Source organism: Pseudonocardia wallangbongensis, from assembly GCF_054486945.1.
The window spans coordinates 364,446-377,881 of sequence record NZ_JBRERS010000006.1 but is presented as its reverse complement, the minus strand read 5'-3'; the positions used below and the strand labels follow the sequence as shown (position 1 = coordinate 377,881).

Annotated in this window: 16 protein-coding genes; 9 read left to right on the top strand and 7 right to left on the bottom strand. The window is 73.9% G+C overall.

What is annotated here, in order from left to right; translation table 11 throughout:
- Positions 1-19 precede the first annotated feature (19 nt).
- The 3 genes from ACU436_RS23925 to ACU436_RS23915 all read left to right on the top strand — a co-directional run bounded on the left by ACU436_RS23925 (position 20) and on the right by ACU436_RS23915 (position 2,432).
- On the top strand, positions 20-364 hold the full coding sequence (locus ACU436_RS23925; RefSeq protein ID WP_459029106.1) for a YciI family protein: 345 nt from the start codon (positions 20-22) through the stop codon (positions 362-364).
- Positions 361-1,587 (top strand): RNA polymerase sigma factor, encoded by a 1,227-nt coding sequence (locus ACU436_RS23920; protein ID WP_459028841.1) that lies wholly within the window; start codon positions 361-363, stop codon positions 1,585-1,587. The genes ACU436_RS23925 and ACU436_RS23920 overlap by 4 nt, the downstream gene beginning before the upstream one ends.
- A gap of 176 nt (positions 1,588-1,763) precedes the next feature.
- Positions 1,764-2,432, top strand: coding sequence for a hypothetical protein (locus ACU436_RS23915; RefSeq protein ID WP_459028839.1), 669 nt, complete (start codon positions 1,764-1,766; stop codon positions 2,430-2,432).
- 134 nt (positions 2,433-2,566) lie between these two features.
- On the opposite strand, the gene ACU436_RS23910 is transcribed toward ACU436_RS23915, so the two are convergent.
- Both ACU436_RS23910 and ACU436_RS23905 read right to left on the bottom strand, forming a co-directional pair.
- Entirely contained in the window at positions 2,567-3,670 is a 1,104-nt protein-coding gene (locus ACU436_RS23910) for a 3-deoxy-7-phosphoheptulonate synthase (RefSeq protein ID WP_459028837.1), read from the bottom strand.
- A gap of 158 nt (positions 3,671-3,828) precedes the next feature.
- Positions 3,829-4,533 (bottom strand): DUF2848 domain-containing protein, encoded by a 705-nt coding sequence (locus ACU436_RS23905; protein WP_459028835.1) that lies wholly within the window; start codon positions 4,531-4,533, stop codon positions 3,829-3,831.
- Positions 4,534-4,587: 54 nt separating this feature from the next.
- Between ACU436_RS23905 and ACU436_RS23900 the strand changes: the two genes are divergently transcribed.
- Positions 4,588-4,818: a hypothetical protein gene (locus ACU436_RS23900; RefSeq protein ID WP_459028833.1), complete on the top strand. Its 231-nt coding sequence runs from the start codon at positions 4,588-4,590 to the stop codon at positions 4,816-4,818.
- 24 nt (positions 4,819-4,842) lie between these two features.
- Positions 4,843-5,631, top strand: a complete 789-nt coding sequence (locus tag ACU436_RS23895; protein WP_459028831.1) for a carbon-nitrogen hydrolase family protein — start codon at positions 4,843-4,845, stop codon at positions 5,629-5,631.
- Between the two features lie 26 nt (positions 5,632-5,657).
- Here the strand turns inward: ACU436_RS23895 and ACU436_RS23890 are convergent, their stop codons facing one another.
- On the bottom strand, positions 5,658-5,984 hold the full coding sequence (locus ACU436_RS23890) for an ArsR/SmtB family transcription factor (RefSeq protein ID WP_459028829.1): 327 nt from the start codon (positions 5,982-5,984) through the stop codon (positions 5,658-5,660).
- An 89-nt stretch (positions 5,985-6,073) separates the two neighbouring features.
- On the opposite strand from ACU436_RS23890, the gene ACU436_RS23885 reads away from it, so the two are divergent.
- A complete protein-coding gene (locus ACU436_RS23885) occupies positions 6,074-7,234 on the top strand; it encodes an MFS transporter (RefSeq protein WP_459028827.1) in 1,161 nt (386 codons plus the stop codon).
- Between the two features lie 2 nt (positions 7,235-7,236).
- Here the strand turns inward: ACU436_RS23885 and ACU436_RS23880 are convergent, their stop codons facing one another.
- Positions 7,237-7,533 (bottom strand): 4a-hydroxytetrahydrobiopterin dehydratase, encoded by a 297-nt coding sequence (locus ACU436_RS23880; RefSeq protein WP_459028825.1) that lies wholly within the window; start codon positions 7,531-7,533, stop codon positions 7,237-7,239.
- A gap of 29 nt (positions 7,534-7,562) precedes the next feature.
- Here ACU436_RS23880 and ACU436_RS23875 point away from each other — a divergent pair, with 29 nt between their 5' ends.
- Positions 7,563-8,426 carry an alpha/beta fold hydrolase gene (locus ACU436_RS23875; protein ID WP_459028823.1) on the top strand — a complete coding sequence of 288 codons (864 nt, stop codon included), beginning with the start codon at positions 7,563-7,565 and terminating at the stop codon, positions 8,424-8,426.
- Between the two features lie 29 nt (positions 8,427-8,455).
- Here the strand turns inward: ACU436_RS23875 and ACU436_RS23870 are convergent, their stop codons facing one another.
- Genes ACU436_RS23870 through ACU436_RS23860 form a run of 3 tightly spaced genes read right to left on the bottom strand, consistent with a single transcriptional unit; the run spans position 8,456 to position 11,303 of the window.
- Positions 8,456-9,304: an ABC transporter permease subunit gene (locus ACU436_RS23870; RefSeq protein ID WP_459028821.1), complete on the bottom strand. Its 849-nt coding sequence runs from the start codon at positions 9,302-9,304 to the stop codon at positions 8,456-8,458.
- Positions 9,301-10,290, bottom strand: coding sequence for an ABC transporter ATP-binding protein (locus ACU436_RS23865; protein ID WP_459028819.1), 990 nt, complete (start codon positions 10,288-10,290; stop codon positions 9,301-9,303). The genes ACU436_RS23870 and ACU436_RS23865 overlap by 4 nt, the downstream gene beginning before the upstream one ends.
- Entirely contained in the window at positions 10,287-11,303 is a 1,017-nt protein-coding gene (locus tag ACU436_RS23860; RefSeq protein WP_459028817.1) for a LolA family protein, read from the bottom strand. The genes ACU436_RS23865 and ACU436_RS23860 overlap by 4 nt, the downstream gene beginning before the upstream one ends.
- An 84-nt stretch (positions 11,304-11,387) precedes the next feature.
- Between ACU436_RS23860 and ACU436_RS23855 the strand changes: the two genes are divergently transcribed.
- Together ACU436_RS23855 and ACU436_RS23850 are read left to right on the top strand one after the other, a co-directional pair.
- On the top strand, positions 11,388-12,062 hold the full coding sequence (locus ACU436_RS23855; protein ID WP_459029104.1) for a response regulator transcription factor: 675 nt from the start codon (positions 11,388-11,390) through the stop codon (positions 12,060-12,062).
- Positions 12,059-13,411, top strand: a complete 1,353-nt coding sequence (locus ACU436_RS23850) for a sensor histidine kinase (protein ID WP_459028815.1) — start codon at positions 12,059-12,061, stop codon at positions 13,409-13,411. The genes ACU436_RS23855 and ACU436_RS23850 overlap by 4 nt, the downstream gene beginning before the upstream one ends.
- Positions 13,412-13,436: the final 25 nt, after the last annotated feature.

Genomic DNA, 13,436 nt, shown 5'->3' with positions numbered 1-13,436 from the left:
GAACGAGAAGGGATCCGAGATGCAGTACATGCTGTTGATCTGCGGCTACGACGGCGACGAGGTGGCCCCGGAGGACCAGACGGGCTACACCATCGAGGACTGGGTGAGCGAGATGGACGGTCGCGGCGTGCGGTTGGAGGGCAATCGGCTGCGGCCGCAGTCCGACAGCACCACCGTGCGCGTCCGCGGCGGTGACGTGCTGATCTCCGACGGCCCGTTCGCCGAGACCAAGGAGCAGATGTACGGCTTCGACCTGCTCGAGTGCGCCGACCTCGACGAGGCGATCGAGGTGGCGTCCAAGCACCCGAACGCCCGGCACGGGGTCATGGAGATCCGGCCCGTCTGGCCGCTCGACCAGGCATGACGGACGTCGAGGCCGCGGTCGCCGCGGCATTCCGCGACGAGTGGGGCCGGGTCGTCGCCACCCTCATCCGGATGACCGGCGACTGGGACCTCGCCGAGGAGTGCGCGCAGGACGCCGTCGCGCAGGCGCTGGCCCGCTGGCCGCGCGACGGCGTGCCGCGCAACCCGGGCGCGTGGCTCACCACCACCGCCCGCAACGCGGCGCTCAACCGGATCAAGCGCAGCAAGCTCGAGTCGGCGAAGCTGAGGGAGGTGGCGGCGATGCCGGTCGCGTCCGACGACGCCGGCGACGGGAGCGCCGTGCAGGACGACCGGCTGCGGCTGATCTTCACCTGCTGCCACCCGGCGCTCCCACTGGAAGGGCGCGTGGCGCTGACGCTGCGCACGCTCACCGGGCTGACCACGCCGGAGATCGCGCGGGCGTTCCTCGTGCCGGAGCCGACGATGGCCCAGCGGCTGGTGCGGGCGAAGCGCAAGATCCGGCAGGCCGGGATCCCGTACCGGGTGCCGCCCGACCACCTCCTGCCCGATCGGCTCGTCGGCGTGCTCGGGGTCGTCTACCTGCTGTTCAACGAGGGCTACTCGGCCGCCGCCGGACCCGATCTCGTGCGGCACGACCTCTGCGCCGAGGCGATCCGCCTGGCCCGGGTCCTCGCCGCGCTCATGCCCGACGACGCCGAGGTGCTCGGCCTGACGGCCCTGCTGCTCCTGCAACACTCCCGCCGCGCAGCCCGGCTCGACGCCGACGGCGATCCCGTCACGCTGGAGGACCAGGACCGCAGCACCTGGAACCGCGACGAGATCGCCGAAGGGCTCGCGCTCATCGACGCGGCCCTGCGTAGGCGGGAGCCGGGCACCTACCAGGTGCAGGCGGCCATCGCCGCCTGCCACGCCCGCGCCACCGTCGCGTCCGACACCGACTGGTCGCAGATCGCCGCCCTCTACGGCACGCTCGCCCGGCTCACCCCCTCCCCGGTGGTGCGGCTCAACCGCGCCGTCGCCGTCGCGATGGCCGAAGGCCCGGAAGCCGGCCTCGCCCTCGTGGACGGGCTGCGCGACGAACTGGCCGGCTACCGGATGCTCCCCGCCACCCGGGCCGACCTGCTCCGCCGCCTGGGCCGCCGAGAGGAGGCGGCGAAGGCGTACCGAGAGGCCCTGGCGCTGACGGAGTCGGATGCCGAACGAAGCTTCCTCACCCGCCGCCTGGCGGAGGTGGAGGAGTAAGACCACTTCGCACACCTAGCACCTGCTCCGCACAGGGCGGGCCTTGTGCGAAGCACAGGCTGGATATGCGGAGCGGGCTCTGGGCGGCGGCGTGTCTGGAGATCGAGTCGACTTCGGCGATTCGCCTCCACGATCGGGTGATCACGCCATATGCTCCCGCCCGCTGAAACCGGGGGGTGGCCGTGCCGGACAAGCCGGACTTCTACTGGACGGATGATCAAGGTCGGCGGCGTCCCGGGTACAAGGCGAAGGGGAAGGGCGGAGGTCTCCTTCTGGCCATTGTCCTGACCGTTGCAGTCGGAGCAGGCGGAACGGCGACCATTGCCGGCACCGCGACGGCCGGGGCGAGCGGCACGACCGTGAGCGCGAGCACCGCCCGCACCAGCAGCCAGGCCCGCCGCCGAGACGCGAACTCGGCCCAGCTCCGGCTGCTCCGTCAGGCCCTGCGTGTCGAGCAACGTTTCGACAGCACGGACGACTGCGTGGCGCACTCCTACGGGCAGGTGCGGGAGTTCTTCCGCGAACAGCCCTGCGTGGCGTTGCACCGCGCGTGGTTCGACGTGCGCGACGGGCGCCGGGGACTGGTGCTGGTAGCGGTGTCGTGGGTCGAGATGCCGGACACCCGCAGCGCCCGGGAGCTCCACGAGCTGGTGGACACGTACGGCACCGGCAACGTCACCGAGCTGTCGCGCGAAGAGGGCCCGCATCGGCGCGTTCGGTTCACCGGGAAGCACTACGTCTCGCGCCGCGACGGACCCACGGTGATGAATGCGCAGGCCGAGCCCATCGGTCGCGCCGGGGTTGCAGCCGAGCTGGAGCGGATCGCGGCGAGCGCGCTCGGGTGAGCCGACGACTTCACACACCCAGCCCTGACTTCGCATAAGGCCGGCCCTACGCGAAGTCAGGGTCCGATGTGTGAAGTTGCGGGGCTCGGCCGGCGACCGTCCCATCCCGCCGGTGAGCAGATACACCGGGTCCTTCAGGCCCGCCGGGCCGCCACCGCTGCCGCGAGCTCGTCCAGGAGCGTCTCGGTGGTGTCCCAGTCGATGCACGCGTCGGTGATGCTCTGGCCCCGGGTCATGGACGGGCCCAGCTCCTGGCGGCCCGCCACGAGGAAGCTCTCCATCATCACGCCGGCGATGCCTTCCTCCCCGGCGCCGACGCGCTCGGCGAGCTCGTGCACCACGGCGGCCTGACGGACGTGGTCCTTGCCGCTGTTGCCGTGGCTCGCGTCCACGACCACCCGTGCGGGGAGGTCGCCGCCGCGGAGGCGGTCGAGCGTGGACGCGACGGTGGCGGCGTCGTGGTTGGGGCCGCTCGTGCTGCCGCGGAGGATGACGTGGCAGTCCGGGTTGCCGGCGGTCGTGATCAGCGCGGCCAGGCCGTCCGGGTTGATCCCCATGAACACGTGGCTGGCCCCGGCGGCGCGGACGCCGTCGATCGCCACCTGGACGTCCCCGTCGGTCGGGTTCTTGATCCCGACCGGCATCGAGAGGGCGCTGCAGAGCTGGCGGTGCACCTGGCTCGCGGCGGTGCGGGCGCCGATCGCGCCCCAGCTGACGACGTCGGCGAGGAACTGCGGGGTGATCGGGTCGAGGAACTCGCAGCCGACCGGCAGGCCGAGCGCCGCGACGTCAAGGAGCAGCCGGCGCGCGGTGCGCAACCCCCTGTTGACGTCGTAGGTGCCGTCCAGGCCGGGGTCGTTGATCAGGCCCTTCCAGCCCACGGTCGAGCGCGGCTTCTCGAAGTAGGCGCGCATGACGACGCGCAGCTCGCCCGCCACGCGTTCGGTGTGTTTCGCCAACCGGACGGCGTAGTCCATCGCCGCGTCGGGGTCGTGGATGGAGCACGGTCCGACGACGACCACGAGCCGGTCGTCGCGGCCGTCGAGGACGTCGACGACCTCGGAGCGGCCCCGGGTGACGGTGTCGGCCACGGCGGCGTCGACCGGGAGCTCGTGACGCAGCAGGGACGGGGACAGCAGCGGGCTGATCCGGGTGGTGCGGTGCTCGTCCAGCCCCGGGGGATGGTCGCCGGCGGAGCCGGCGGGGTGGGTAAGCGCGGGGACGGCGGTGAGGGTCATGAGGGCGCTCTCTGCTTCAGGCGAGCCGCGCCCGTCGAGAACCCCGCCGAGCCGGCTCGAGATCCGGCTCGGGGGTGGAGGGTCAGCGCAGCGGTTCGCCCGCCGACCCCTCCCGGGCCGGTCGGCTAAACCAGTAGTAGCGCTGCACGGCGGCGACCCTACCCGATCGGTTCGGGCATGCGCTGCACCGCGTACGCCAGCTCGAGCGTGTGCCCGGTCACCGGGTCGGCGAGTGCCACGCGCCAGCGGTCGGCGAACTGGTCGACGCCCGGCAGCATCGAGACCGTGCCCGACAGGAGCACCGTGCCGGGTTCCAGCAGGTGGGCGATGTCGTCGAGCCAGTGCCGCGGGGGCAGCAGTGCGGCTAGTGTCACGTCCTGGATGAGCTGCTCGGCGCCGTCCTCGTGGGTGACCCACGCGCGCAGGCGCAGCTCGTCGAGGTGGTCCTCGACGTCGGCGAGGCGCCACGCCCCGCGGCCCAGCACGTCGAGGCCGGCGTTCTTGCTCCACGCGACGCCGTGCACCTCGAGGGCCCGGTCGGTGTGGTCGCACGCGACGGTGAGCAGCAGGTCCCGCGGCGCCGCGCCGGCGACGACGAGCGCCCACTCGGCCTCGCCGGAGGTGCGGTCGTGCTGCACCGGAACGGTGTCGGTCTGGGCGGCGAGGTAGGGCGCGACCGGGTACAGGGCGGGCGTCACGGTGGGCGCCGGGATGCCCAGCTCGGCGAGCTCGGCCACGTGCGCGGCGACCTCGTCCTGCTCGCGCCCGGCGTACCCGCCGTTGAGCAGCCGCGTGACGGTGACGGGAACGGACGTCCCGTCGGGCAGGTCGAAAGCGAGCTCCGGCGTCCAGGACTTGCGCATGCGTCTTGTATACATGAAGTATGACGTGATCCGCCACCGGACAGGGAGGACCGCATGCCCCCGGAGGTCGACCGGCGCTCGCTGGTCAAGGCATTCACGGCGAGCCTCACCGGCACGTCGCTCGAGTGGTACGACATCGCCGTCTACTCGGAGGAACAGCTGCAGCGTGACCTGCAGGTGGTCGATCGCGGCCCCCATCAGCTCGGTGGGACGTACGCTCCTCGCTTGGGCACCATCTCGACCAGACCCTCGGCGACGAGCAGGAGCACGCCTGCTCCTGCATGACGGCATACATCAACTGGAGGTTTTGTGCGGATCGCCCTCGCTCAGATCGCCGCAACCGCAGACCCGGCCGAGAACCTCGATCTCGTCGCGGACGGCGCGAAGCGCGCCGCGGCGGCCGGGGCCGCGGTCGTCGTCTTCCCCGAGGCCACCATGTGCGCCTTCGGGCACCCCCTCGGCCCGATCGCCGAACCGCTCGACGGGCCCTGGGCGCAGCGGGTGCGCGCGATCGCCGACGACGCGGGCCTCACCGTCGTGGCCGGGATGTTCACGCCCGCCACCCACGGGCGGGTCCACAACACGCTGCTGGCCACCGGCGGTGGCGTCCAGGCGAGCTACGACAAGATCCACCTGTTCGACGCGTTCGGGTTCGCCGAGTCCCGCACGGTCGCGGCGGGGACCCGGCCGGTGACCATCACCGTCGACGACGTCACGGTCGGCCTCGCCACCTGCTACGACCTGCGCTTCCCCGGTCTCTTCCAGCGGATCGCCGGGAGCGGCGCCGCGGTGATCGTGGTGCCGGCGTCGTGGGGCGCCGGGCCGGGCAAGCGTGAGCAGTGGGACCTGCTCGTGCGGGCGAGGGCGCTGGACAGCACGGCCTTCGTGGCCGCGTGCGACCAGGCCGACCCCACCACCGTGGGTCGGGAGGCCGGCAAGGCACCCACCGGTATCGGCGCGAGCGCCGTGGTCGGCCCGCTGGGGAGCATCCAGGCCCAGCTGGACGCCGAGCCCGACCTGCTGGTGGCCGACCTGGACCTCGACGCGGTCGAGAAGGCCCGCGCCGCGGTGCCGGTGCTGGCCAACCGCCGCTTCTAGGACGCGCCCTGGTCGGCCGCTGCTGGTCAGTGGGTGGCGCCGAGGATCCCGTCGAGCAGGCCCGGGTAGAGCGCGTCCAGGTCGTCGCGGCGTAGCCAGGCCATTCGGCGGGTGCCCTCGGCCCGCATGCTGATCACCCCGGCCCCGCGCAGGATGCGCAGGTGGTGGGTGCGGGTGGACTTGGTGACCGGGAGGGGGATCATCCCGCACGCCATGCCCTCGGCGGGCGCGTTGGCGAGTTCCCGCACGTACATCAGGCGGACCGGATCGCCGAGCGCGGCCAGTACCTGCTCGATCCGGATCTCCTCGCGGGCCGGCTGCGGCAGCTCGGCCTGCTGTGTGACGGGCGACATGGCCCGATGGTACGACAGCTATCGAAGTTCGACCAGTGTCGTAGTACGGTAACCGTCGTACTTGTCTGCGCCTGGGGGAAGGCCCATCGATGTCCGCACGTACTTACCTGCTCGCCGCCGGGGCGTTCGCCGTCGGCACGAGTGCATACGTGGTATCCGGCGTGCTGCCCGCCGTCAGCGCCGAGCTCGACGTCTCCGTCACCGCAGCCGGCCAGCTGACAACCGCCTTCGCGCTCGCGTACGCCGTCAGCGCCCCGCTGCTCGCCACCGCCACCGCGCGCTGGGAACGCAGGCGGCTGCTACTGGCCGCCCTGCTCGTGGCCGTGGTCGGCAACGCGATCTCCGCGGTCGCCACGACCTACCCGCTGCTCCTGGGCGGCCGCATCGTCGCGGCGCTCGGCGCCGCCGCGTACACGCCCGCGGCCACGCTCTTCGCCACCGCACTGCGCCCGCCGGAGGAGCGCGGGCGGGCCGTCGCCATCGTGTTCGGCGGGCTGACGGTCGCCCTCGCGCTCGGTGTGCCGATCGGCTCCCTGCTGTCCGGCAGCATCGGGTACCGCGGCGTGTTCGCCATGGTCGCAGCCATCAGCCTCGTCACGGCCCTCGCCGTGCGGATGCAGCTGCCGCTGATGGCGGGCTCTCCCGCCGTTGCGCTGCGGGAGCGGTTCGCCGTGGCGGCCGACCGCCGCGTGCTCATCGTGCTGGCGATGACCGTGTTCGGGGTGGTCGGCACGATGAGCGTGTACATCTACGTCGTGCCGCTGCTGACCGTCACGACCGGGTTCACCGGCCCCACCATCGGCGGGCTGCTGCTCGCCTACGGCGTCGGCGCGGTCGTCGGCAACACGTGGGGCGGCCGGGCCACGGACCGGTACGGGAGCGTCCCGACGCTCCTCGCCACGATGGCGGGCTTCATCATCATGATCGCGACGTTGCCGCTGACGGCGACCACCGCCGTGGGCGCTGCGGTCGCCCTGTTCGTGTGGAGCGTGTTCACCTGGTCGTTCAACCCGCCCGTGCAGAACCTGCTGCTGGAGCTGGCACCGTCGGGCGGCCTCGTCCTGTCGCTGAACGCGTCCGCGATCTACTTCGGCATCGGGCTCGCCGGTGTGCTCGGCGGAGCCGTGATCGGCACCGTCGGGGTGCTCGCCCTGCCGGAGGTCGGCGCGCTGCTCGGGCTGGTGGCAGTCGGCCTGATCCTCTCGCTGCGGGCCGGCATCCGCCGCGTCCCGGTCCTCGCCGCCGACTGAGCTCAGGCGTTGGCCGCGTCGACCTCCTGCGAGATCGACGCGGCCAACGCCGTGTCCAGCTCCGTGATCCCACCCGCGGAGTGGGTGGAGCAGCGGAACGTGAGCGTTCGCCAGCGGATGTCGATGTCGGGGTGGTGGTCGCGCTCCTCGGCGGTCGCGGCCACGCGGTCCACCACCGCGATCGCGGCGGGGAACGACGGCAGCTCCGCGATGCGCACCAGCGCGTCGCCGTCGCGCTCCCAGCCGGGGAGACCCCCGAGAGCGGCTGTGATCTCGTCGTCGTCCAGCAACCTGGGCATGGCCACATCCTGCCCCTTACGTTGCTTCCGTGCCGATCAGCTCCCCCGTCGAGGGGTTCCGCCTCACCTACGACGACCACGCGGGCCCCGGCGATCCCGTCGTGCTGCTGCACGGCTGGCCCGGTGACCGGGGCGACCACCGCGAGGTGGCGGCGCGGCTGTCCGACCGGTGCCGGATCGTCGTGCCCGACCTGCGCGGGTTCGGCGAGTCTCCGGCTCCTGCCGGTGCCGTCCCCGCCGACTTCGCGGCGGATGCGCAGGCCCGGAGCGTGCTGGCCCTCGTCGAGGAGCTGGGAACGGGGCCCGCGGTGCTCGCCGGATACGACATCGGGTCCCGCATCGCCCAGGCGGCGGCCCGGGCGCGGCCCGACCTCGTGCGGGCGCTCGTCGTCTCCCCGCCGCTGCCCGGGGTGGGGCAGCGGGTGCTGACGCCGGCCGCACACCGCGAGTTCTGGTACCAGGCCTTCCACCGGCTGGACCTCGCCGAACAGCTGCTCGACGGTTCCCCGGCCGCAGTCCGCGCGTACCTCGCCCACTTCTGGTCCCACTGGTCCGGGCCCGACTTCGAGCCCCACCCGGCAGAGCTCGACCGCCTGGCCGCCGCCTACGGCCGCCCGGGCGCGTTCGTCGCGTCGATCAACTGGTACCGGGCCGGGTCGGGCGCGATCGCGCTGTCGCTCGCGGAACAGCTGCCGGCGCCCGCAGACCGGCTCGCGGTGCGCACCACCGTCCTGTGGCCCGAGCACGACCCGCTCTTCCCGCGGGCCTGGTCCGACCGCCTGGGCGAGTTCTTCTCCGACGTGGAACTGCGCCCGCTGGACGGCATCGGGCACTTCGTGCCGGTGGAGGCGCCGGATGCGTTCGCCGGGGCGATCGCCGAGCGTCTCGCCTGACGAGCGGCACTCCCGTCGGTGGGAGAGGGCTACGCGTCCCGGCGCAGCATGCGGTAGACGGTGAGGCCGGCACCCGCCGCCAGGTAGCAGAGGGCGCGCAGGGTGCTCTCGATCATGCCGTCCGGGGGTATCGGGTCGCGCAGGACGTCGGCGCCCGCGGTCCAGCCGGAGGTGAGCAGGTAGGGCTGCAGCCACTCCAGCGCCGGGATCGCGGACAGCACCCCGAACACGATCAGCCCGCCGAGCACGGAGGCCACCACGATCGACGGGTGCTCGGTGAGCGCGGAGACGGCCAGGGCGACCGCGCCGACCGCGGCGAGCTGGCCGACCGTCCAGACCACGACGAGCGCCACCCGCCCGAGCGCATCGCCGAGGTCGACGGTGCTGCCGGACAGCGTGACGAGCTCCCCCTCGGCGCGGCCCACGACCACCACCCCCGCGAGGACGCCCACCACGGCCAGCGTGAGCACGGCGAGGGTGGCGACCACGAGCACGCCGAACGCCTTCATGCCCACCAACCGCAGCCGCCCGACCGGTGCGATCAACAGGCCGCGGAGGGTGCCCTGAGCGGCCTCGCCCGCGATCGCGTCGGCCGCGACCATCGCGACGGCCAGCGGCAGCAGCAGCGCGAGCGAGACCGTGATCGCGACGACCGGGAGCATCAGGCCGTTGCCCGCGACGGCGCCGATCAGGCCGCCGCCCGGCCCGTCGTCCGCGACCGCCGCTCCGATCGAGATCAGCAGGGGGACCAGCGCGAACACGCCGAGCATCACGAGCGTGCGGGGGCGGCGCAGCACCCAGCGGAGCTCGGCGCCGAGCAGCCTGCTCACCGGGACGCGGCGCGGTGCGGCGACACGCGGGAGCGCGACGGTGGTCATGACGGGTCCTCGGTCAGCCGGGCGAAGAGCTCTTCCAGGTTGGTGCGGCTGCGGCGGGCCTCGTGCACGGCGACGCCCTCCCCCACGAGCAGCGCGATCAGCTCCGGCGCGGGCGGACCGTCGTCGCCGACGACCACGGCCTGTTCCTCGGAGCTGGTCCGTTCGGCCCGGTACGCCGTGGCGCCCGCGCCGCGCAGCGTGCGCAGTGCCAGGTCGACGTCCGGGGTGGTGATCACGAGCCCGGTGGTGCCCGCGGCGAGCAGGGTGCGCAGCTCGCCCGCCGCGACGAGCGAACCCGCCTGGAGGACGGCGACGTGCGTGCACGTGGCCTCGACCTCGGCGAGCAGGTGGGAGGAGACGACGACCGTGGTGCCCGCGGCGTGCAGCTCGGTGATGATCCGCCGGACGTCGCGGGTGCCGGCGGGGTCGAGCCCGTTGGTCGGCTCGTCGAGCACGACCAGCCGGCGCGGCAGCAGCAGCACCGCGGCGAGCCCGAGGCGCTGCTTCATGCCGAGCGAGTAGCCCCGGTAACGGCGGTCGGCCGCGTCGGCCAGCCCGACCCGGGTCAGCGCGACGTCCACGGCGTTCGCGATGTCGCGGCGGGCGAGCAGCGGCTCCATGGTCGCGGCCCGGCGCAGGTTCTCCCGCCCGGACAGGAACGGGTGGAATCCGGGGCCCTCGACGAGCGCACCGACGTGGGGGAGCGCGCGTTCGATGCCGTCGGGCACCCGCTGCCCGAGGAGCTCCACCGAGCCTGCGGTGGGCCGGGTGAGGCCCAGCAGCATCCGGATCAGCGTGGTCTTGCCGGAGCCGTTGGGTCCGAGCATCCCGAGGACGGCGCCCGCCGGGACGTCGAGGTCGATGCCGTCGACGGCCACGGTGCAACCGAACCGCTTGCGCAGCCCGATCGCCCGTGCCGCGACCGCTTCTACGGGAGCGGCGCCCACCGGAGCGGGCGCCGCGTCCACGGATGGCATCGTCGTCACCGCGCCAGGGCCTCGGTGAGGACCTGCTCGGGCACGGCCCCGGCGGCGACCCGGCCGTCGTCGGTGACGATCACGCCGCCCACCGCGCTCGTGACCAACCGGCCGCTGCCCCAAGGCCCGTTGATCGGCCGGCCCAGCTTCGCGAGGTCGGGGATGCCGTCGGGACGGTCGGTGCCCGATCCGGGGGCGGACACGAGGACGGTGTCCCAGCCGTCGCCGACCGTGGTCGGCTCCGCCGCACCGGCCGGGTGCCCGTCGTGGGGCCGGGCGTCCTCGATCTTCGCGCCGGGCGGCGGGGTGAAGCGGAACAGCTCCGGGTCCTGCGGACCGAACGAGAGGTCGGTGAACCCGACCTCCAGCGCGGGCTCGGCCGATCCCGTGGCCAGCACGGTGAGCCGCAGCGGCATCCGGTGCTCGGCGTCCACCGCGACCCGTACCTCCCGCAGAAGCGTGCGCTCCGATGATGCGGGCGCGAGGACGAGATCGTATGCCGCCCGGCCGGCGACCTCGGAGGTGCCTTGGACACTGATCACGCTCGTGGGCCGCAGGGCGGCCAGCGCCTCGGCCGCGACCGCGCCGGGGTCGGCGTTCGCCGCGTCGTGCTCGTGCTCCCCCTCGGGTGTCCGCCGCACGGTGCGGTCCTCCGAGTTCCACGCCCAGAAGGTCACGCCGTCCGACACGAGCGTGCGCTCACCCGATTCGGTGGGAAGCTGGACGCGGCCGCGGTGGTCACCGTCGCACCAGATGCGCGCCGTGCTCGTGCCGTTCGCCGCCTGCGGCACGCCGGGCAGCGCCGGCAGCCCGAGCCCGTTCTGCAGCTCGACCGCGCCGGCGAGCGGCTGCGGGTCGGCGGCCAGCACCGATCGGACCAGCTCCTCGGGGTCGACGGGCGGGAGCGCAGGCTGCGCGCCCGCCCCCGCCGGAACCGCGAGCAGCCCAAGACCCACCGCACCGGCCACCGCGATACCGGCGGCGGCCGTGCGTCCGATCCTGTTGCTGCGTGCGGTTGCCATGGGGCATAGCGTGACGGACGCGCGCTGAGAGTGTTCTGAGGTGTGCGGATGGCAGGTGCGGGTAGCGTCCGCCGCGTGGCGCGCGTGCTTGTGGTCGACGACGAGCCGGGCATCCGGACGGCAGTCGCGCGCGGCCTGACGGCCGAGGGGATGGAGGTCGTCGCGGTGGGCGACGGCGTCTCGGGGCTGGAGGCCGCCCTCACCGGGAGCTTCGACGCCGTCGTGCTCGACATCATCCTCCCCAGGCTGTCCGGCTACCGGGTGCTCGAGCAGCTCCGCGCCGCCGGGGTGGACACGCCGGTGCTGCTGCTCTCGGCGAAGGACGGCGAGTTCGACCAGGCCGACGGCCTCGACCTCGGCGCCGACGGCTACCTCGTCAAACCGTTCGCGTTCGTGGTGCTGGTGGCCCAGCTGCGGGCCATGCTGCGCCGGCGCGACGCTGCGCTCGGCCGCACCGGCCAGCGCGTGCGGCTCGGGCCACTGCTCGTCGACCCGGCCGCCCGCTCCGTGAGCTGGCACGGCGACGTCGTGGAGCTCTCGCCGCGCGAGTTCGCGCTGCTGCACGCGCTCGCCAGCCGCCCGGACACGGCGGTCGCCAAGGACGAGCTCCTGCGCCTCGTGTGGGGCGACGAGCAGGCGGCCAGCCGCAACGTCGTCGAGGTCTACGTCGGGTACGTCCGGCGCAAGCTCGACGGGGTGGGCGCCGGTCACGTGCTGAAGACGGTCCGCGGCTACGGGTACATCGTCGAGTCGCCATGACTCGCGCCCGGTTCCGGCGGTGGTGGTCGGCCCGGCCGCTGCGGCTGCGCATCACGCTCGTGGTCGGGTGCGTCGCCCTCATCGGCCTGCTCGCGCTGAGCAGGCTGGGCGTCAGCATGCTGTACGAGACGATGCTGGGCGCCGCCGACGCCGAGCTGCGCGCCGACGCCCGAGCGGTGGCCGAGCAGCTGGCCACCGGCACCCCGCCCGCCCAGGTCCGCAGGTTCGAGCTGCGCGTCGTCGACCTGTCCGGGGTCCCCGTCGACGGCGGCCCGGCCCTGCCGCTGCGCCCCGACCAGACCCGCGCGCTCGCGGCGGGCGACGCGTTCGTCGTCGGAGACTTCAGGGAGCTGCGCCGCTGGCTCGCCGTGCCCGCCGTGATGCCGGACGGCTCGCCGCGGCTCGTCGTCGTGACGTCGGACCTGGTGGGCGGGGCCATCCTGCTGGCGAACGCCGCCGTCGGGTTCGTCGTCGGTGCGCTCGTCGTGGCCGCGGTGGTGGCGCTCGCCGGTTGGGCGGCCACCCGCGCGGCGCTGCGTCCCGTCGACCGGATGCGGGTCGCCGCCTCGGCGCTGCCACCGGGGGAGCGCCTGCCGGTGCCGGTCGCCAAGGACGAGCTGCGCGCGCTGGCCGAGGAGTTCAACGCCCTGCTCGCCCGGCGGGACGAGGCGGTGGCCCGGCTCGAGCGGTTCACCGGCGACGCCGCCCACGAGCTGCGCTCCCCGGTGGCGGCGATCCGGGCCCAGGCGGAGGTTGCCGTCGCCCACCCCGACCCGGATCTCACGGGGGAGACGCTGCGAGCCGTCGTCGACGAGGCCACGCGGCTCACCACGATGCTCTCCGACCTGCTCGCACTCGCTCGGGCCGACGCCGGGCAACGCCCGCCGGCCCAACCGGTGGACCTCGTCGTCGCCGCGCAGGCCGCGATCGACCGTGCCGGCGGCTCCCGCTGCGGCCGGCTCGACGATCCGGTGCTGCAGCTCGTGGCGCCCACGCCGGCCGAGGTCGGGGCGAGCGCGTCGGAGGTGGCGCTGGTGCTGGACAACCTCGTCGCCAACGCGCGGCGCTACGCCCGGTCGCTGGTGCGGATCAGCATCCTGCCTGCGGGCCGGGTGGTGCGGTTGCTCGTCGAGGACGACGGGCCGGGCATCCCGGCCGCCGACCGCGAGCGGGTCTTCGACCGGTTCGTGCGGCTCTCCCCGGAGGGTGGCGGCGGGGCCGGTCTCGGGCTGGCGCTGGTCGCGGCCCTCGTGCAGGGCCGCGGCGGCGTCGTGTCGGCTGGTGCGACGCCCACCGGCGGCGGGCGCGTCGAGGTGCGCTGGCCCGCCTTGAGCAGCCCGACGACGTAGCCCGGCCTACCTGGCTCCCACCATG

Bases quoted from the DNA above. Each gene is read 5' to 3' on its own strand.
- ACU436_RS23850 (WP_459028815.1), top strand. From the start codon at position 12,059: ATGACTCGCGCCCGGTTCCGGCGGTGGTGGTCGGCCCGGCCGCTGCGG.
- ACU436_RS23905 (WP_459028835.1), bottom strand. From the start codon at position 4,533: ATGCGCAAGTCCTGGACGCCGGAGCTCGCTTTCGACCTGCCCGACGGG.
- ACU436_RS23890 (WP_459028829.1), bottom strand. From the start codon at position 5,984: ATGTCGCCCGTCACACAGCAGGCCGAGCTGCCGCAGCCGGCCCGCGAG.
- ACU436_RS23870 (WP_459028821.1), bottom strand. From the start codon at position 9,304: ATGACCACCGTCGCGCTCCCGCGTGTCGCCGCACCGCGCCGCGTCCCG.
- ACU436_RS23900 (WP_459028833.1), top strand. From the start codon at position 4,588: ATGCCCCCGGAGGTCGACCGGCGCTCGCTGGTCAAGGCATTCACGGCG.
- ACU436_RS23925 (WP_459029106.1), top strand. From the start codon at position 20: ATGCAGTACATGCTGTTGATCTGCGGCTACGACGGCGACGAGGTGGCC.
- ACU436_RS23880 (WP_459028825.1), bottom strand. From the start codon at position 7,533: ATGCCCAGGTTGCTGGACGACGACGAGATCACAGCCGCTCTCGGGGGT.
- ACU436_RS23885 (WP_459028827.1), top strand. From the start codon at position 6,074: ATGTCCGCACGTACTTACCTGCTCGCCGCCGGGGCGTTCGCCGTCGGC.
- ACU436_RS23860 (WP_459028817.1), bottom strand. From the start codon at position 11,303: ATGGCAACCGCACGCAGCAACAGGATCGGACGCACGGCCGCCGCCGGT.
- ACU436_RS23920 (WP_459028841.1), top strand. From the start codon at position 361: ATGACGGACGTCGAGGCCGCGGTCGCCGCGGCATTCCGCGACGAGTGG.
- ACU436_RS23910 (WP_459028837.1), bottom strand. From the start codon at position 3,670: ATGACCCTCACCGCCGTCCCCGCGCTTACCCACCCCGCCGGCTCCGCC.